The organism is Corynebacterium sp. HMSC070H05 (genome assembly GCF_001837615.1).
Classification (GTDB): Bacteria; Actinomycetota; Actinomycetes; order Mycobacteriales; family Mycobacteriaceae; genus Corynebacterium; species Corynebacterium coyleae.
The window spans coordinates 1-15,768 of record NZ_KV833295.1 but is presented as its reverse complement, the minus strand read 5'-3'; the positions used below and the strand labels follow the sequence as shown (position 1 = coordinate 15,768).

Genomic DNA, 15,768 nt, shown 5'->3' with positions numbered 1-15,768 from the left:
TCCTTTCAGAAGTTGATGAGGTTGCTCCCGAGGCTGATCACCACAGGCGCGAGCCCGAGGACGAAAAACGCCGGGAGGAAAAACGCGGTGAGCGGGATGGCGATGAGTACGCCGGCGCGTTCCGCTTTGGCTTTGGCATGGTCGGCGGCGTCGGCACGCAGGTTTGAAGCGATACGTTCGCACCCTTGTGCCAGCGCCGCGCCGGACGCGTGCGTCATAGCGACGAGGCTGGCCAAGTCCTCCCCGCCGGGAATGGTGTGGAGTTCCGACCAGGCGCGCTCCGGCTCGACCCCGAGCGCGAGCAGCGCTGCGACGGTGTGCCACGGGCTGCGGTCGCCGTCGTGAGTTTCGGCAACCGCGGCGGCTGCGGCACTGACCGGCAGGCCGGCCTCGAAGCAGGCCGCGAACAGGGTGATGTCGGCGGCACAGCGGTCCGGCCGCGCGTAGTCGGGTCCGTCGCGCGGGGTCTTCGGCGTGGGCGGCACCTGGCGGGTGACGCGCCGGGCGGGCTGCGTGGGGCTGACGGCGAGCGCGGTGGCGATGAGCAGGGCTGCGGCGATCATGTGGTGGCTCCTTGGATGATGTGCTGGGAAACGATCACACCGGCGCACACCAGCGCAGTGCCGACGGTGAGCAGCGCTCCGCCGAGGCCTCCCCCGGCGAGCAGCGCGAGCGGGTTCGCGCCCATCGCCGCGCCCATGAGCAGGCCGGCGAACGGCAGCAGGGCGAGCACAACCGCGGTGGTTTTGGGTCCGGCAAGCGCGGCGTTGGTGGCGGCGCGGTGGCGTCGGGTGTGGTCGATGTCGTCGCGCGCGGCGGCGACCAGACGCGACAGCGGCACTCCTCTACTGGCCGACAGTGCGAACAGCGGGGCGATGCGGGCGAACTCGTCCGTCTCGGCGGCAAGCGGTGTGCCAGTGCTGACGTGGTGGATGAGGTGCGCGACGTCGCGGGCGATCTCGCGCGGTGCGTGTTCGGCGGCGCGCTCTAACGCGGCGTGCAGTGGCGCGCCGGCTTCGACGTTGGTGCCAAGGTGACCGAGGAAGGTGGCTACCGCTTCCGTGCGCTTGGAGGCGGCCCGGGCGCGCCGTTGGCTATCTGCGACCCACACCACCGTCGCCGCACCCATCGCTAGCGCGATGACCAGGCTGGCCCGGTCGAACGCCAGGGCGGCGAGCACCACGGCGCCGACAACCAGCGGGATGACAATGCGGGGAGGAACAGCCAACGAGCGCGGCGCGATGCGAGCGCCAGGAGCAGGTGGCGGGCAGGCAGCGGCGCCGGCGAGGAGCAACAGCGTGGTCATGACAGCAGCTCCTCGTAACCTTCGGCGGGGCCGGTGTCGGCGTCCCACACCACCTTGGCGCGCACGGGTTGGCCTTCGAGCACCCCGATCTGGTGGAGGCGGCGTGTGCCGTCGGGGTGGCGTTTGACCACGATGACCACGTCGATGGCGGCGGCGAGTTGGGCGTGCAGCCCGGCGCGATCCAGCCCGCCGAGTGCGGCAAGCGCTTCGAAGCGGGCGGGGACTTCCGCAATCGAGTTGGCGTGTAGGGTGCCGGCACCACCGTCGTGGCCGGTGTTGAGTGCTGCGAGAAGGTCGACGACTTCGGCGCCGCGGATCTCGCCCACCACGACGCGGTCGGGCCGCATGCGCAGCGACTGGCGTACGAGGTCTGCGATGGTGATCTCGCCGGCACCCTCGGAGTTCGCGCCGCGCGTGGTCAGGTTGACCACGTGCGGGTGGTCGGGGGTGAGTTCCAGGGTGTCTTCGATGGCGACGATGCGCTCGGCCGGGTCGACCTCCGCGAGCAGGGCGGATAGCAGCGTGGTTTTGCCGGATCCGGTGCCGCCGACGACCACGAACGCTTTTCGCTTTGCGACGACCCCACGTAGCACCTCCGCAACCTCCTCACCCAGTGCGCCTCGCGCTACCAGGTCGTCGAGGGTGGCCGAGGCGGTGTGCAGCACGCGCAGGGAGATGCAGGTGCCGGCCTGGGCGGTTGGGGCAAGCACGGCGTGGAAGCGCAGGAGGGTGCCGTCGTCACGGGTGATGTGGCCGTCGCAGAACGGTTGCGCGTCGTCGAGGCGGCGCCCGCAGCTGGCGGCCAGGCGGGAGGCGAGGCGGCGCACGGCGGCTTCGGATTCGAAGCGCACCGCGGAGCGTTCCAGGCCCGCACCCGAGTCGACGTAGACGCAGTTGGGGCCGTTGACGCAGATGTCGGTGACGGTGTCGTCGGCAAGCAGTGCTTCGAGGGGGCCGGTGCCGGTGGTGTCGTCGCGAAGTGTGCGCATCACATCCAGCACGCCGATGTCGCTGATCACCACGGCCTCTTCGCGGATGAGGGCTGCGATGCGGGCAGGCTCCGGGGTGGTGGGTTCGTCGGCGAGGCGGCGCTTGACGCGGGCGATGAGGTCGCGGTCGATCATTTAGGCCACCTCCTCGAGCACCGCATTGGCGCAGGCGGCTAGCGAACGGGGCACACGCGCGGGCAGGCCGGACTTCTCCACCGTGCGAGTCAGCCCGCGCACGTGTGGCAGGTGGGTGAGCACGGTGGCGCCGGTGGTATGCGCGATCTCCTCGTCGGTAAGCGCGGCCCAGGCGCTATCGCGCACAACCACCACACACGGCAGACCGGCGGCGGCGCACTCGGCGACGATACGGGTCGCGGCGGCAACTGAGCGCACCTCGGGCACGACCACCACGACGACCAGGTCGCTGCGGCCGGGAATCAGCGCGGCGGGCGCATCCACCACCGTCACCCCGGCCCCGCCGACGGCGCCGGCGACGTGCTCCAACGCGGCCGCCTCCAGCCGGAACGGGTCCGCCACGCGCTGGCGCGGAAAGGTCAGCACCGCGATGTCGTCGGCGGTGGCGGGCAGCGCGCGGAGCACGTCGGTGCGCGCCACGGTGCCCTCACCGAAGTCGATCTCGCCCCAGCGCGCGCCGGGGACGTGCTCGATGCCAAGCAGCAGGTCGAGCCCGCCGGAGAGCCAGTGCCCGTCGAGCAGCGTTGCCGAATCACCCCGCGCCGCCACCCGGCACAGCGCCGCCGCCAGGGTGGACGCCCCTGCCCCACCGGATGCGCCGACGATGGTGATCACCTTCCCGCGCGCGCCTACGACTGCGGGTTGCACGGCAAGGGTTCCGATCGCGCGCAGCAGGTCCGCAGCCTCGGCGGGCAGGACGAAGACCCGCTCGGCTGAATCGACCAGCTCCCCACCGACGCGGAAGACGTTCGCTGCGTGGGGTGGGGAAAGGTCGGGGGCGCGGGTGTCGTCGATAAGCACGGCGAATGCTTTGGGCGCGTGGCGGGCGAGCTCGGCCGCATCGGCGGTGTCGATGACCTGGCGGCCGGTCGCGGCGGCGAGGTGAACGGCCTCGGAGTGGGTGGCGAGGTCGGCGACCGCGACCACGATCGGGCCGGTGTGTGGGTGTGTGCGTGTCATGCCAATAGTGTTTTTCACCAGCGCAAATGTGGCAACCACCCTGTGGACAACCCGCAATCTAAGTGACACTTCAACAAAAAGCCTGTGGACAATTCGCCCCAAATGTTCACTTCTTTCACAGCGGGCCTACACTGCCCCACCAGCAAAGTGGGGCTAGACTGCTAAAGCATGTCTCCCACACGGCCGGTGGCGGCGTTTTTCGACCTAGACAAGACGATCATCGCGACGTCTTCCGCCTTCGCCTTCGGCAAAGAATTCCGCAACAACGGAATGATCACGCGACAAGAGGCGTGGGACCTCTACCTAACCAAAGCCCAGTACATGCTGGTCGGCCATTCCAGCGAGAAGATGGACGCCACGCGCGATTCGCTCGCCCAACTCATCGAAGGCTGGTCGATCGAGGACGTCCAGCGCATCACCCAAGAAACGATGCGCACCGTGGTCACGCCCGCGATTTACGCCGAAGCGCGCGAACTTATCGACGAGCACCGCGCCCAAGGCCACGACGTCATCATCATCTCCGCCTCTGCATCAATTCTGGTTGAGCCGATCGCGCGCGAACTCGGCGTAGACACGGTCGTGGCTACCGAACTCGCGGAGAAGGACGGCAAGCTCACCGGTGAGATCACCCGTTACCTCAAGGGCGGGGCGAAGGCGGAGGCTGTGCGCCAGTTTGTCGCCGACCACGACTACGACCTGGAGCGCAGCTACGCCTACTCCGATTCCGCCACGGACATTCCAATGCTGGAACTGGTGGGCAACCCGGTGGCGGTGAACCCGGACCGGGCGCTTCGCAAGCACGCACTGTCACACGATTGGCAGGTGCGGACCTTTAAAGACCCGGAGCCGCTGATCCAGATGCCGAACGCCCGCGAGGTCGGCATCGGCGCGAGCGTGATCGCCGGCGTGACGGCGTTGGCGGTGGCTGGGGTGCTCATCGCGCGTGCGGTCTCCGGCAAGTCCGGCGACAAGCGTCACAGCGCGTGACGCTATCTTTCACCCCGATTCAGGCAAACACTGTGATGTGTCGCTAACATCGTTGGGAGAATTCCAGGCACCGTCCCAGGGTGCCTCATGCATAGCCACCCAGGAAGGTGAGTAAACAGTGAGCAACGAAGGTCTGTACACCAGCGGCTCGAGCGCCGTAACCGCCAAGGTGGATTCGATTCCGCTGCGCGATACTGATGTGACGGTGCCGGGCCAGCAGTCCATCGGCACGCTGATCTCTAACGCGTCGGAGCAGGTGTCCACCCTGGTCCGCGGCGAGATCGAGCTGGCCAAGGCTGAGGTCATGGGCGAGGTGAAGAAGGGCGCCGTTGGCGGTGGCCTGTTCGGCGTCGCCGGCGTGATTGCGCTGTACTCCTCGTTCTTCCTCTTCTTCGCGTTTGCGGAGATGCTCGCATCCTGGATGCACCGTGGCTGGGCATTCCTGATCGTCTTCCTCATCATGATCGCCCTGGCTGGTCTGCTCGCGCTGGTTGGCCTGAAGAAGGTCAAGAAGATCAAGGCTCCGGAGCGCACCATCAGCTCGGTCAACGAGTTGAAGAACCTGAAGCCGGGCGAGGCTCAGAAGAACCTGACCAAGAATGAGGCTGGCCTGTACACGGGCCGTTAACCGCTGACGCAGGCTTGCGTATCGACGACAGCGTTCAGCCTGGTCACATCCCCTACGCGCTGCTGCACCTGGTGTGCAGTCAGCGCGTAACCCGTTTCTGAGGCATCCAGGGACGCGCCGAAGATCATGCCTGCCACCTCCCCTGCCGGGGTGAGCAGCGGGCCACCGGAGTTGCCCTGGCGGATGTCGCCGCGGATGGTGTAGGCCTCGCGCTCCACACGGCCGGTGGTGTAAATGTCCGGGCCTGCGATGGTCAGTTGGCTGCGGATTCGCGCCGGTGCGGCCTCGAAGGGACCGGATTTGGGGTAGCCCATGACCACGGCGTCGTCGCCACGCTGCAGCTCGCGTGCAGCCCAACGCAGCGGCGGCAGACCCAAGCCCTGGGCGTGGAGGACCGCAATGTCGGTATCCGGGTCGTAGAGCACCACATCCGCCGGCTTCACGCCGACGACGGTGTCCAGGGAGACACGCTCGGTGCCGGCGACGACGTGCGCGTTGGTGAGCACGTAGCCATCCTCAAACACGAAGCCGGAGCCCATGAGCCGGCGGCGGCAACTCTTCGCATCGCCCATGACGTGGACCACGCTCGGGCGGGCCGCCTCCACAACTTCGGGGCGAAGCGCCGCGTTATCGGGTGCGTCCACCTGGGCGCCGTGCGGGGATTGGAAGGGGGAAACGAGCGGGGGCAGGCCGGACTCGTCGAGAAGCGCTGCGAATTTCGCGGGCAGTTTCCCGGCGCTCTCCGGAGCGGTGTCGTGGATTTTGGCCAGGATGTGCGAGTTGCGGATCCCGTCTCCCAACTCACCCGGTATGGCTGAGGCCAGCGGGATGGAGATAAACCACACCACCAGCGCCAGTGCCACCGATTGGAACAGTGCGCCCACCACTGAATCCACAAAGCGGGTCAGGCGGCTGCGTACCCGCGCCCGTAAGTTGCCCCCGAGGGTCACGCCGAGCAGGTTGCCCAGGCCGACGAAGAGCACCACCACCGACAGCAGCAGCGTGATGCGGATGGGTTGGGACTCGGTGACGTCGAGAAGCAATGGCGCCACCGCCAGCCCCACCACGAGGCCCGCGATGATGCCGATTGCGGAGATCACAGCCGAAAACGCACCTTGGCGCCAGCCACTGACAAACGCAGCGACGACGGCAAGCCCAAGCAGAACGTCAACGACCAGGTGCATTCCGCAAATGTTACAGCTCGCGGTTGCGGGATCGGGCCAGCGCCTCGTAAAGATCGCCCGGACGCTCGTCCCAGGCGCGCACCCAGCCGGCTAATTCCAGCACGACAGCAAGCAGGATTCCGGTAAAACCCCAGATGAGATAGTCGCGCGCCCAAAATGTCGGACCGGTCCAGTGCTTCCAGCCGAGCTTCGCGCGGTTGGCCGGATCCACCAAGTCCCGGATGGGAACGAAGAACACGTCGTCGGTTTCGAGCTCGCTTGCCGGGTACACCTCACCCGGGTCGGGTGCGTACGCCACCACGGGGCGCACCAGTCTGCGGCTGCCACCGGTTTTCACCTGCCCCATCACCGCCAGCGGCACAACCCGCTCAGGGGCCAGCCCCGTCTCCTCGTACGCCTCGCGCAACGCCGCCGCCACCGGGCCTGTATCTGTGGCGTCGATGTGCCCGCCCGGAAACGCCATCTGGCCGGAGTGGCTGCGCATAGACGGGGTGCGGTGCGTGATCAGCACCCGAGCGCCCTCCGGCAGTTCCTCCGCGTCCGGGTCGCCAGCGAACACGATGAGCACCGCCGCCTGGTCCTCCCCCGGCGTTTGCGGCACGCGCGGGCCCAGCATCGCTTTGACCCGCGCATCGCCCTCGCCAGCGCGCAGCTTATCCACGAGCCCCCGCAGCCACACCGGTGCACGTTCCGGCTGCACGGCAACCATCACAGCACCCCGCGCACAACCTCGGCCAGCTCCTCAGCCGAGGTGAACTCCTTGGCAAACACGCCGAGTTTTTCCTCGCCACGGAATACGACGGTCAGCGGCACCACCGGCGGCAGGCCGAGCGTGCCGGCGAACACGTTGGAGTCGTCCTCGAAGCTCGGCAGGTCCACGCCGAGGTCTTCCAACAACGCCGCGCCTCGCGCCCCATCGCGGTCCGCGTGCACGCCCACCACGGTGTACTCGGGGTGTGCGCGGGCGAACTCCTCCACCACAGGCAACTCCGCCCGGCACGGTTCGCACCACCACGCCCACACGTTGGCCACGGTGATCTCCTGCTGCGCGCCGGTGGCCTCGCCGCCTAGGCACGCCAGGTCCACGCCGCCGATCGCACCTTCTGGGCAGTCCGGGCGTCCTGTCACCGGGGCAGATTGCTTCTCGACGACACCGTCGCCGGCCGGGGGCGTGGCGTCGTCGACAAGCAACGCCCTGGCACCCGCAATGACCAGAAGAGTCACCGCAACGATCGCGGCGACGCTGACCCAGATTGTGCGCTTCACAGGCCCACCATCCTCAAAATGTGGTCGCGCTCAGGGCCGGTGACCAGTTCGGCGGCTTCCTCCGGGTCGGTTGGGCCGACGCCGAAGGAGGGGCAGTCGAACGCGATCGGGCAAGCGCCGCAGGCCGGTTTGCGGGCGTTGCAGACGCGGCGGCCGTGGAAGATGATGCGGTGGGAGAACATGGTCCACTCGCGGCGCTCGATCAGTTCCGCGATCGCGTGTTCGATCTTCACCGGATCCGTCTCCTCGGTGAGCATCATGCGCTTGACCAGGCGCTGGAAGTGAGTGTCCACGGTCAGGCCGGGGTAACCGAACGCGTTGCCGCGCACCACATGCGCCGTCTTACGCCCCACGCCCGGCAGCGTGACCAGGTCCTCGAGCTTTTCGGGCACCTCGCCGCCAAAGTCGGTAACCAGCTTTTGCCCCATCGCGATCAGGTTCGCCGCCTTGGAACGGTAAAACCCGGTCGAGCGGATAATCTCCTCCACCTCTGCCTGGTTGGCCTCCGCGTAGTCGGCGGCCGTGGGGTACTTGGCAAACAGCGCCGGGGTGACCATGTTCACCCGTACGTCCGTGGTCTGTGCGGACAGCGCCGTAGCGACGAGCAACTCCAGCGGGTTAGTAAAGTCCAACTCCGCGTGCGCATCCGGGTACGCTGCCGCCAACGTGCGGTTAATGCGGCGTGTCCTGCGCTTACGCCCGATCGGAGTCTCTTTCCCCTTCGCGGCGGGATGATCGCCTGGGCGGCGATGTTTCAATGGAGAGGTCGAAGCGGCCATGCCCAACATGCTAGCCGTACACTATGGGTATGACCTTTTTGCTTGTGGCGCTGAATCCGCTTGTGCTCGGGGTGTTTCCGCTTTTCATGGAGCATGTGGAAGCAGCGGTCATCGGCTAGCACAGTTCCCAGTCGCGGAAAGACTATCCCACTGATTAGTTGAGCTGGTAGAGTTCCAGTTTGTGTGACGGTCACCGCTAATGGCACCGTTCGTGACCAATCCCACGCAGAATGCGTGAGCGACAGTCTGAGGAGGACTCATGGAAGGCGTTCAAGACACTCTTGCCCGCGCCGGCATCTTTCAGGGCGTCGACCCTGACGCGGTCGCCGCGCTGATCAACGATATGGACACCGTGGATTTCCCGAAGGGCACCACGATTTTCGACGAAGGCGAACCCGGCGATCGCCTCTACATCATCGTCGAAGGCAAAATTAAACTCGCCCGCCATGCGCCGGACGGTCGCGAAAACTTGCTGTCCGTGATGGGCCCGTCCGACATGTTCGGCGAGCTCTCCATCTTCGACCCCGGCCCGCGTACCTCCTCCGCAGTCTGCGTCACGGACGTCACCTGCGCCACCATGGACTCCACCATGCTGCGCGAGTGGATCGACAACCACCCGGAGATCTCCCAGCAGCTGCTGCGCGTGCTGGCCCGCCGCCTACGCCGCACGAACGCGTCGCTGGCAGACCTGATCTTCACCGACGTGCCTGGCCGCGTAGCCAAGACCTTGCTGCAGCTGGCAAACCGCTTCGGTGTACATGAGGGTGGCGCACTCCGCGTCAACCATGATCTCACCCAGGAAGAGATCGCCCAGCTTGTGGGTGCGTCGCGTGAGACGGTGAACAAGGCATTGGCCACGTTCGCTCACCGCGGCTGGATCCGCCTGGAGGGTAAAAGCGTGCTCATTGTTAACACTGAGCACCTCGCTCGCCGCGCGCGCTAACGGAGGCGCCCGCGGCGGGTCGAGAATCCGCTACTTGGCGTTGAGGTAACGCAGCGCCACACGAGTCGACTGCTCTGCGGCACCGCGCAGGACCGGGTCGACATCGTCGTAAATCGCATCGACCAGCGTATTGATGTCCGCGTTATCGCCATGCTCCTTTAGTGCCTGACGGATCTGATCCAGGCGCTGGTTACGGCGATCGATGTACTTGCGGGCGTACGCAGACAGGTCCTCACCTTCCGGACCGTGACCCGGAAGCAGCATGACACCCTTGCCCTTTTCCTCGAGCATTTCCAGGGTGTCCAGGTAGGCACCCAGATCACCGTCGGTCTCAGAGATCATGGTGGTGTGGCGACCCGCAATGGTGTCGCCGGTGATGATGCCTTCCGGCTTACCGTCGGTGTCTTCGCCCGGGTAGACGAAGAAGCACACAGAGTCACTGGTGTGGCCCGGCGTAGCGACGACCTTCACGCGCGGGGTAACCCCCTCAACGGAGATCACTTCGCCGTCGGTGAGTGGCTCAGCGCCGGAGGTATGAGACGGATCAAGGGCGCGGATCGGTGCGCCAGTGAGCTGGCGGAACCGTTCCGCGCCATCTGCGTGATCGTGGTGACGGTGAGTCAACAGAATCAAGGCGACCTTGTCGGCCTTTGCCTGCAGCACGTTGAGGTGGCCCTCATCGGCCGGACCCGGGTCGACGACGATGCTCGCCTCGTCGCCCTCACCTCGGATCACCCAAGAGTTCGTGCCCTCGAGCGCCGCGTAGCTGGGGTTCGGCACCAGGACCACCGCGGCGTTGGGGGTCACAGGGCGCAGCTGGCTGTATGCGGGATGTTTCATGGCTCCCACCCTACCCCGTCACGGCTGCGCCGATGGGCAAACTAGCCTTCGAGCTCCACGACAATCTCGACCTCAACCGGGGTGTCCATCGGAAGAACAGCAACACCGACTGCGGAACGTGCGTGTGCACCGGCTTCGCCGAAGATCTCCTGCACCAGTTCGGATGCACCGTTGATCACGGCGGGCTGCCCCGTGAATGCCGGATCGGAGGCCACGAAGCCCACGATCTTGACCACGCGGGCGACGTTGTCGATGCCCACGTGTGCGTCCACTGCAGCCAGCGCGTTCAGCGCAGCCTGGCGGGCGTAGCCGTATGCATCCTCCTGGGATACCTCGGCGCCAACCTTGCCGGTGGCCGGCAGCTTGCCGCCCACGAACGGCAGCTGGCCGGACGTCCACACCTGGTTGCCGGTGCGTGTTGCTGGGACGTATGCGGCCACGGGTGCGGCCACGGTCGGAAGCTCAATGCCCAGTTCTTTCAGGCGCTCAGACCACTGTGCCATTTACTCAACCTCTCGTTTCATGTAGGCGACAACATTGTCCGGGTTCGGACCCGGGGTGACTGCGACGAGTTCCCAGCCGTCCTCACCCCAAGAATCCAGAATCTGCTTGGTGGCGTGCGACAACAGCGGAACGGTTGCGTATTCCCATTTCTTCATGGGATTCACCCTACCTAGAGGCCAATAATTTCGCCGCCGCTGGACAGGTGGGTTGCCCAGTCCTTCACGTGCGGGTTCTTACGCAGTACTGCGCGGCGCTGACGCTCGGTCAGGCCTCCCCATACGCCGAATTCCACCCTGTTATCCAGTGCGTCTGCGCGGCACTCAGTCATCACCGGGCAGGCGCGGCAGATGGCTGCTGCCTTGCGCTGCTCGGCACCGCGGACGAAGAGTGCGTCCGGGTCGCCGCCGCGGCACTGGGCCTGGGTGACCCACTCGCCACGGTCGAAGACCAGTGTTCCCGTGGAGTCGCACTTCTTGGAGGTGGTCGGTCGCAGGTTAGTTGCCGGTGCCTTTTTCAAACTCGTGGTCATCGTGCGTCTCCTTAGACGTCCTATCCCTATCCGGAAGCGGAGCGGACTCCTTTTATACAATCGACCGCATATTAGCGATCCCATGTAAATGGAATCACACAGGAAATTCCATGTCGAATGCATCACATTTTTGGGGGGAGCATGGTATTCCCCCACGCCACAGATTGAATTAAGGTGTTGGCGTGTCTGCCCTGAAAAGCTTAGGAAACCTGCTGGTCGCCGTCGTCGCATCAGCGCTCGTCATGGCGTTATGCCTGGCGCCGATCGCAGGTCTTGGGGGTGCCGCAATTGCGCGTACCGACGAGACCATGCAGTCCAATCTCTCCGACCTCACCCACGGCGACGTGCCGGGCGTGACCACGATTACGGACGTCAACGGCAAACCCATGGCGTGGATCTTCAAACAGCGCCGCTATGAGGTACCCAGCGAGCAGATCTCGCAGTACGCCAAGGACGCGCTGGTTTCTACGGAGGACCGCCGCTTCTACGTCCACGAGGGCGTGGATATGCAGGGTTTTGCCCGCGCGCTGGTGACCAACGTGCTGGCCGGCGGTGTGGAGCAGGGCGCGTCCACGGTGAACCAGCAGTATGTGAAGAACTACCTGTGGCTCATCGATGCTGAGAACGAAGAGGAAGCGCTCGCCGCCACCGAACAGTCCATTCCCCGCAAACTGCGCGAAATGCGCATGGCATCCGATCTAGACAAGACGCTGGAGAAGGACGAAATCCTTACCCGGTACCTGAACCTGGTGTCGTTTGGTCAGCACTCCTTTGGCATCGAGGCCGCCGCCCGGACCTACTTTGACACCAGCGCCGCCAAGCTCAACCCGGCCCAGGCTGCGATGCTGGTGGGCCTGCTGCAGTCGGTGGAGGCGCTGAACCCGTATACGAACCCGGAAGGGGCGGTGCGTCGTCGCAACGTAGTGCTCAACAACATGGCCGCTCAGGGCTACATCGAGCAGTCCGAGGCCGACCGCTGGGCGGGCGCACCGTTGGGCATTCTGGACAAGCCGAAGACACTGCCGGAAGGCTGCATCACCGCCGGCGACAACGGCTTCATGTGCGATTACGCCCTGCGCTACCTGGCGGAAAAGGGCCTGGACCTGGACACCATTAAAAACGGGTCCTACACCATCAAGACCACGCTCGACCCGAACATTCAGCAGGTCGCGCTCAACGCGGTGCGCAACAACGTCAGCCCGCACACCGCAGGCGTGGCGCAGGTGTTGGACATTGTGGAGCCCGGCGCGGACTCGCGCAATATCAAGGCGATGGTGTCTTCCCGCTTCTATGGCCTGGACCTGGACCAAAGCCAGACGATCCTGCCGCAGCCTGTGTCGTTGGTGGGCAACGGTGCAGGCTCCGTATTCAAGATCTTCACCGCGGCCGCCGCGCTTGAGCAGGGCTACGGGCTGAACTCCATGCTGAACACACCGGCGCGTTCCGTGGTGTACGGCATGGGCGCAGGCGGCGCCGCGAACTGTCCGCCGGGTGCATATTGTGTAGAAAATGCCGGCGTCTATGCACCGAAGATGAGCTTGCAGGACGCGCTTGCACAATCGCCGAACACCACGTTCATTGAGCTGATTCAGACCGTCGGTGTTGCCCCGGTCGTGGATCTGGCGGTGCGCCTGGGCCTGCGCTCCTACAAGGACGACAACTCGTTTGGGGACGGCCGCTCCATCGTCCAGGCCGCCAAGGAAGAAAATATGGGCTCGTTCACTCTCGGCCCCTTGGCCGTCAACGCGCTGGAACTGTCCAACGTGGGCGCCACCTTGGCGTCCAACGGGCGCTGGTGCGAGCCGAACCCGATTGCGAGCGTGACCGATAAGAACGGCCGTGAGGTCTTCATCGACCGGCCCGCCTGCGAGCAAGCCATCGACCCGGAGATCGCTGCCGCCTTGGCTGCCGGCATGTCGCACGACATTATCGACGGCACCGGCGCCGACGCCGCAAAACGCAACCATTGGAGCGCACCCACCGCCGCGAAGACCGGCACGACCGAGTCGCACCAGTCCTCCGCGTTCCTCGGCTTCACGCTGGGCATGTCTGCGGCGCCGTACATCTTCAACGACGGCACCCAAACCACCCCGCTGTGCACCGCCCCGGTCCGCCAGTGCGGCGTGGGCAACCTCTTCGGCGGCAACGAGGCAGCCAACACCTGGTTCCAGGCCGCTGCGGGTGTGCCCGGCGCGGCCTCAGGCCTTCCGGCGGCGAGCGCGAAGTACCAGACCGGTGCGCGCCGCGCGGCCGTGGACTCCGTGGTTGGCCAATACTCCTCCGCCGCGAAATCCCAGCTGGAGGCCCAGGGCTACAAGGTCGTGTTGAAGACGGTGCCGGGCGGCGGTGCCCCCGCCGGCCAGGTTGTGTCCATCACCCCGGCGGACGAGTCGCTCGCGCGCGGCTCCACCATCACCCTGAATGTCTCGGACGGCTCGGCCCCCTCCAGCACCGCGCCGAGCCCATCCCCGTCCCCGTCTGCTCCCCCGAGCCCCGCTGCCCCACCGGCGCCGGATTTCAGCGGCATCGAGCAATCGCTTAACGACGCCCGCGACGCCATCGCCAACGCCTTCGGCAACAACTAACGCGGCTGGCTAGCTCAGGCGGGCCTTGACAGCCTCGGAGATGCGCTTGCCGTCTGCACGGCCGGCAGCCTTGGCGGTGGCGGCCTTCATGACCTGCCCCATCTGCGCCATGGAGGTGGCGCCGGTTTCGGCCACGGTGTCGTCGATAAGCACTGCGAGCTCATCGTCCGTCAACTGCTTTGGCTGGTACGCCTCGAGGATGTTCGCCTCGGCGAGCTCGGTTTCAGCGAGATCGTCGCGGCCGTTGGTCTGGTAGATCTCGGCCGACTCGCGGCGCTTCTTAATCTCACGCGCGATGATCTTCTGAATCTCCTGATCATCAACCTCGTGCTTCGTGCCCTCGGTCTCAGCGGTCTGGATCGCCGCCAGCAACATACGGATCGTGCCGGTGCGCTCCTTCTCCTTCGCCTTCATGGCTTCCTTGAGGTCTGCGCGGATCTGGTCTTTCAATGCACTCATGCCTGCGAGATTACAGTGGTGCGGGTGAAGACGTTGAAGAAAGCCGCCGCAGCCACCCTCGCCGCCGGAACCTCCGCACTCGCCTGGGGGTTCACCGAACGCAACAACTTCCAACTGCGCGAATACACCCTGCCGCTGCTGGAGCCGGGCGTGTTGCGCGAGCGTAACGAGTTCCGCATCCTCCACGTATCCGACCTCCACATGATCCCCGGACAGAAGGAAAAGGTGGAGTTCGTCTCCGGCCTGGACGCGCTCGACCCGGACCTGGTGATCAACACCGGCGACAACCTGTCGGACCTTGGTGGCGTGCCCTGGGTGCTCGACGCCCTCGGCCCGCTGCTCAACCGCCCCGGCGCGTTTGTGTTCGGCACCAACGACTACTGGGCGCCGCGCCCCGTCAACCCCCTGAAGTACCTCACCGGTGCCAAGCGCGAGCCGTCGTACGTGGACCTGCCGTGGGAGGGCATGCGCGCCGCGTTCATGGAGCGCGGCTGGCACGACGCCACGCACAACCGCCTGGAGTTCAAAGCCTCCGGCGTACGCCTTGCGCTGGCGGGTGTCGACGACCCGCACCACGACCTCGACGACTACGCCTCCGTCGCCGGCGCACCGAACCGTGATGCCGACCTGGCCATCGGCCTCCTCCACGCCCCCTACCGCCGCGTGCTCGACGCCTTCGAAGCCGACGGCTACCAACTCGCCCTGGCCGGCCACACCCACGGCGGCCAGATCTGCCTGCCCGGCGGCCGCGCCCTTGTTACCAACGCCGACATCGACCGCGAACGCGCCTCCGGCCTGCACCGCTACGGCCGCATGTGGATGGAGGTATCCAACGGGCTCGGCCAATCCAAGTACGCGCCCGTGCGCCTGTTCTGCCCACCGTCCGCATCGCTGATCCGGGTCGTCGAGCGCGGGTAAACCGGTTGCGGGGCGGTCGGTTACGGGGTGGTCGGTTGCGGGCTGGTCGGCCCGTCCGTTCGTCTGCCGCTCCGCTGCTTTGCCTGCTCCGTCTGCTCCGTCTGCTCCGTCTGCTCCGTCTGCTCTGCCTGCTCCGCCGCAGGTCGCGCGAACTGCCTAAAAGACGATATCGGGATTTGGCGATTTTCCCGGAACGCGACCTGGGCTTTTGCAAAAACGAGGACGCAAATCCCGATATCGTCTTTTGTGGCGCTGGATCCAAGCCGCACCGCGCCGCACCGCGCCACCGCCACGCCGCCGCCACACCGCCACCGCGCCACCGCCACGCCCCCACACCGGCAACAAAACGCACACAACCTGCCGTTTTGGCCAAACCGAACCCCAGGGGTATTGTGTTTCGAGTACCGCGGACAACAGTCCGAGATACCACCGGGATATGGCGCAGCTTGGTAGCGCGCTTCGTTCGGGACGAAGAGGTCGCAGGTTCAAATCCTGTTATCCCGACCAACACAACCCGCCTTCCGAGGCGGGTTTTCGCATTCGATAGTCCGTGTCGGCAGCGCCACGAAGATTTTTTCGCTCCCTGATCGAGTGCCCGTATCCTCCATCTTCGCCAGTCTCACGGTTTCTATATTGTGACGATTGGGTCAGAAAATGCTTGATTTAACGGGTTAAGCGACAAAATGTGTGTCTGCT

The 15,768-nt window shown here is 65.8% G+C and carries 18 protein-coding genes and 1 tRNA gene; 6 read left to right on the top strand and 13 right to left on the bottom strand.

The genetic code is table 11. The features are described 5' to 3' along the window. Positions 1 to 5 precede the first annotated feature (5 nt). From HMPREF2617_RS03335 to ssd, 4 genes are read right to left on the bottom strand one after another with little or no spacing between them, the layout of a single operon-like run. Complete coding sequence (locus HMPREF2617_RS03335) at positions 6 to 563, bottom strand: type II secretion system F family protein (RefSeq protein WP_070839917.1); 558 nt, start codon at positions 561 to 563, stop codon at positions 6 to 8. Beyond that, positions 560 to 1,306 carry a type II secretion system F family protein gene (locus HMPREF2617_RS03330; protein WP_083323187.1) on the bottom strand — a complete coding sequence of 249 codons (747 nt, stop codon included), beginning with the start codon at positions 1,304 to 1,306 and terminating at the stop codon, positions 560 to 562. Before HMPREF2617_RS03330 ends, HMPREF2617_RS03335 begins: the two co-directional genes overlap by 4 nt. Next, the gene (locus tag HMPREF2617_RS03325; RefSeq protein WP_070839915.1) at positions 1,303 to 2,430 is read right to left on the bottom strand and encodes a TadA family conjugal transfer-associated ATPase; all 1,128 of its coding nucleotides are present in this window, start codon (positions 2,428 to 2,430) and stop codon (positions 1,303 to 1,305) included. Before HMPREF2617_RS03325 ends, HMPREF2617_RS03330 begins: the two co-directional genes overlap by 4 nt. After that, complete coding sequence (gene ssd, locus HMPREF2617_RS03320; RefSeq protein ID WP_246821689.1) at positions 2,431 to 3,519, bottom strand: septum site-determining protein Ssd; 1,089 nt, start codon at positions 3,517 to 3,519, stop codon at positions 2,431 to 2,433. It lies immediately after the preceding gene. Positions 3,520 to 3,618: 99 nt separating this feature from the next. On the opposite strand from ssd, the gene HMPREF2617_RS03315 reads away from it, so the two are divergent. Beyond that, positions 3,619 to 4,437: an HAD family hydrolase gene (locus HMPREF2617_RS03315; protein WP_070614330.1), complete on the top strand. Its 819-nt coding sequence runs from the start codon at positions 3,619 to 3,621 to the stop codon at positions 4,435 to 4,437. 118 nt (positions 4,438 to 4,555) lie between these two features. Further along, complete coding sequence (locus tag HMPREF2617_RS03310) at positions 4,556 to 5,065, top strand: phage holin family protein (RefSeq protein ID WP_070570792.1); 510 nt, start codon at positions 4,556 to 4,558, stop codon at positions 5,063 to 5,065. Here HMPREF2617_RS03310 and HMPREF2617_RS03305 read toward each other — a convergent pair. From HMPREF2617_RS03305 to nth, 4 genes are read right to left on the bottom strand one after another with little or no spacing between them, the layout of a single operon-like run. Next, positions 5,062 to 6,249, bottom strand: coding sequence for a MarP family serine protease (locus HMPREF2617_RS03305; RefSeq protein WP_070839913.1), 1,188 nt, complete (start codon positions 6,247 to 6,249; stop codon positions 5,062 to 5,064). The two genes, HMPREF2617_RS03310 and HMPREF2617_RS03305, sit on opposite strands and share 4 nt — an antisense overlap. A gap of 10 nt (positions 6,250 to 6,259) precedes the next feature. Next, positions 6,260 to 6,958: an NUDIX hydrolase gene (locus tag HMPREF2617_RS03300; RefSeq protein ID WP_083323186.1), complete on the bottom strand. Its 699-nt coding sequence runs from the start codon at positions 6,956 to 6,958 to the stop codon at positions 6,260 to 6,262. Next, positions 6,958 to 7,515, bottom strand: a complete 558-nt coding sequence (locus HMPREF2617_RS03295; protein ID WP_070839912.1) for a TlpA disulfide reductase family protein — start codon at positions 7,513 to 7,515, stop codon at positions 6,958 to 6,960. Before HMPREF2617_RS03295 ends, HMPREF2617_RS03300 begins: the two co-directional genes overlap by 1 nt. Then, positions 7,512 to 8,303 carry an endonuclease III gene (nth, locus tag HMPREF2617_RS03290; protein ID WP_083323185.1) on the bottom strand — a complete coding sequence of 264 codons (792 nt, stop codon included), beginning with the start codon at positions 8,301 to 8,303 and terminating at the stop codon, positions 7,512 to 7,514. The genes HMPREF2617_RS03295 and nth overlap by 4 nt, the downstream gene beginning before the upstream one ends. A 250-nt stretch (positions 8,304 to 8,553) precedes the next feature. On the opposite strand from nth, the gene glxR reads away from it, so the two are divergent. Continuing rightward, positions 8,554 to 9,237 (top strand): CRP-like cAMP-activated global transcriptional regulator GlxR, encoded by a 684-nt coding sequence (gene glxR, locus HMPREF2617_RS03285; protein WP_070421549.1) that lies wholly within the window; start codon positions 8,554 to 8,556, stop codon positions 9,235 to 9,237. Between the two features lie 30 nt (positions 9,238 to 9,267). Here the strand turns inward: glxR and HMPREF2617_RS03280 are convergent, their stop codons facing one another. Genes HMPREF2617_RS03280 through HMPREF2617_RS03270 form a run of 4 tightly spaced genes read right to left on the bottom strand, consistent with a single transcriptional unit; the run spans position 9,268 to position 11,110 of the window. After that, the gene (locus tag HMPREF2617_RS03280) at positions 9,268 to 10,077 is read right to left on the bottom strand and encodes an MBL fold metallo-hydrolase (protein WP_070453003.1); all 810 of its coding nucleotides are present in this window, start codon (positions 10,075 to 10,077) and stop codon (positions 9,268 to 9,270) included. Positions 10,078 to 10,118: 41 nt separating this feature from the next. Next, complete coding sequence (locus HMPREF2617_RS03275; protein WP_070839911.1) at positions 10,119 to 10,580, bottom strand: RidA family protein; 462 nt, start codon at positions 10,578 to 10,580, stop codon at positions 10,119 to 10,121. Continuing rightward, positions 10,581 to 10,736: a Sp36 family protein gene (locus HMPREF2617_RS11850; protein WP_092101229.1), complete on the bottom strand. Its 156-nt coding sequence runs from the start codon at positions 10,734 to 10,736 to the stop codon at positions 10,581 to 10,583. Positions 10,737 to 10,750: 14 nt separating this feature from the next. Further along, the gene (locus tag HMPREF2617_RS03270) at positions 10,751 to 11,110 is read right to left on the bottom strand and encodes a WhiB family transcriptional regulator (RefSeq protein ID WP_070453009.1); all 360 of its coding nucleotides are present in this window, start codon (positions 11,108 to 11,110) and stop codon (positions 10,751 to 10,753) included. Positions 11,111 to 11,292: 182 nt separating this feature from the next. Between HMPREF2617_RS03270 and HMPREF2617_RS03265 the strand changes: the two genes are divergently transcribed. After that, positions 11,293 to 13,695: a transglycosylase domain-containing protein gene (locus tag HMPREF2617_RS03265; RefSeq protein ID WP_070839910.1), complete on the top strand. Its 2,403-nt coding sequence runs from the start codon at positions 11,293 to 11,295 to the stop codon at positions 13,693 to 13,695. Between the two features lie 9 nt (positions 13,696 to 13,704). Here HMPREF2617_RS03265 and HMPREF2617_RS03260 read toward each other — a convergent pair whose 3' ends face one another. Beyond that, positions 13,705 to 14,154 carry a GatB/YqeY domain-containing protein gene (locus HMPREF2617_RS03260; RefSeq protein WP_070614334.1) on the bottom strand — a complete coding sequence of 150 codons (450 nt, stop codon included), beginning with the start codon at positions 14,152 to 14,154 and terminating at the stop codon, positions 13,705 to 13,707. 33 nt (positions 14,155 to 14,187) lie between these two features. Between HMPREF2617_RS03260 and HMPREF2617_RS03255 the strand changes: the two genes are divergently transcribed. Together HMPREF2617_RS03255 and HMPREF2617_RS03245 are read left to right on the top strand one after the other, a co-directional pair. Then, positions 14,188 to 15,072, top strand: a complete 885-nt coding sequence (locus HMPREF2617_RS03255; protein WP_371441288.1) for a metallophosphoesterase — start codon at positions 14,188 to 14,190, stop codon at positions 15,070 to 15,072. Positions 15,073 to 15,502: 430 nt separating this feature from the next. Further along, positions 15,503 to 15,579, top strand: a tRNA-Pro gene (locus HMPREF2617_RS03245). The last annotated feature ends 189 nt before the right edge of the window (positions 15,580 to 15,768 follow it).

Bases quoted from the DNA above. Each gene is read 5' to 3' on its own strand.
- HMPREF2617_RS03335 (WP_070839917.1), bottom strand. From the start codon at position 563: ATGATCGCCGCAGCCCTGCTCATCGCCACCGCGCTCGCCGTCAGCCCC.
- HMPREF2617_RS03330 (WP_083323187.1), bottom strand. From the start codon at position 1,306: ATGACCACGCTGTTGCTCCTCGCCGGCGCCGCTGCCTGCCCGCCACCT.
- HMPREF2617_RS03325 (WP_070839915.1), bottom strand. From the start codon at position 2,430: ATGATCGACCGCGACCTCATCGCCCGCGTCAAGCGCCGCCTCGCCGAC.
- HMPREF2617_RS03315 (WP_070614330.1), top strand. From the start codon at position 3,619: ATGTCTCCCACACGGCCGGTGGCGGCGTTTTTCGACCTAGACAAGACG.
- HMPREF2617_RS03305 (WP_070839913.1), bottom strand. From the start codon at position 6,249: ATGCACCTGGTCGTTGACGTTCTGCTTGGGCTTGCCGTCGTCGCTGCG.
- HMPREF2617_RS03300 (WP_083323186.1), bottom strand. From the start codon at position 6,958: ATGGTTGCCGTGCAGCCGGAACGTGCACCGGTGTGGCTGCGGGGGCTC.
- nth (WP_083323185.1), bottom strand. From the start codon at position 8,303: ATGTTGGGCATGGCCGCTTCGACCTCTCCATTGAAACATCGCCGCCCA.
- glxR (WP_070421549.1), top strand. From the start codon at position 8,554: ATGGAAGGCGTTCAAGACACTCTTGCCCGCGCCGGCATCTTTCAGGGC.
- HMPREF2617_RS03280 (WP_070453003.1), bottom strand. From the start codon at position 10,077: ATGAAACATCCCGCATACAGCCAGCTGCGCCCTGTGACCCCCAACGCC.
- HMPREF2617_RS03275 (WP_070839911.1), bottom strand. From the start codon at position 10,580: ATGGCACAGTGGTCTGAGCGCCTGAAAGAACTGGGCATTGAGCTTCCG.
- HMPREF2617_RS11850 (WP_092101229.1), bottom strand. From the start codon at position 10,736: ATGAAGAAATGGGAATACGCAACCGTTCCGCTGTTGTCGCACGCCACC.
- HMPREF2617_RS03270 (WP_070453009.1), bottom strand. From the start codon at position 11,110: ATGACCACGAGTTTGAAAAAGGCACCGGCAACTAACCTGCGACCGACC.
- HMPREF2617_RS03260 (WP_070614334.1), bottom strand. From the start codon at position 14,154: ATGAGTGCATTGAAAGACCAGATCCGCGCAGACCTCAAGGAAGCCATG.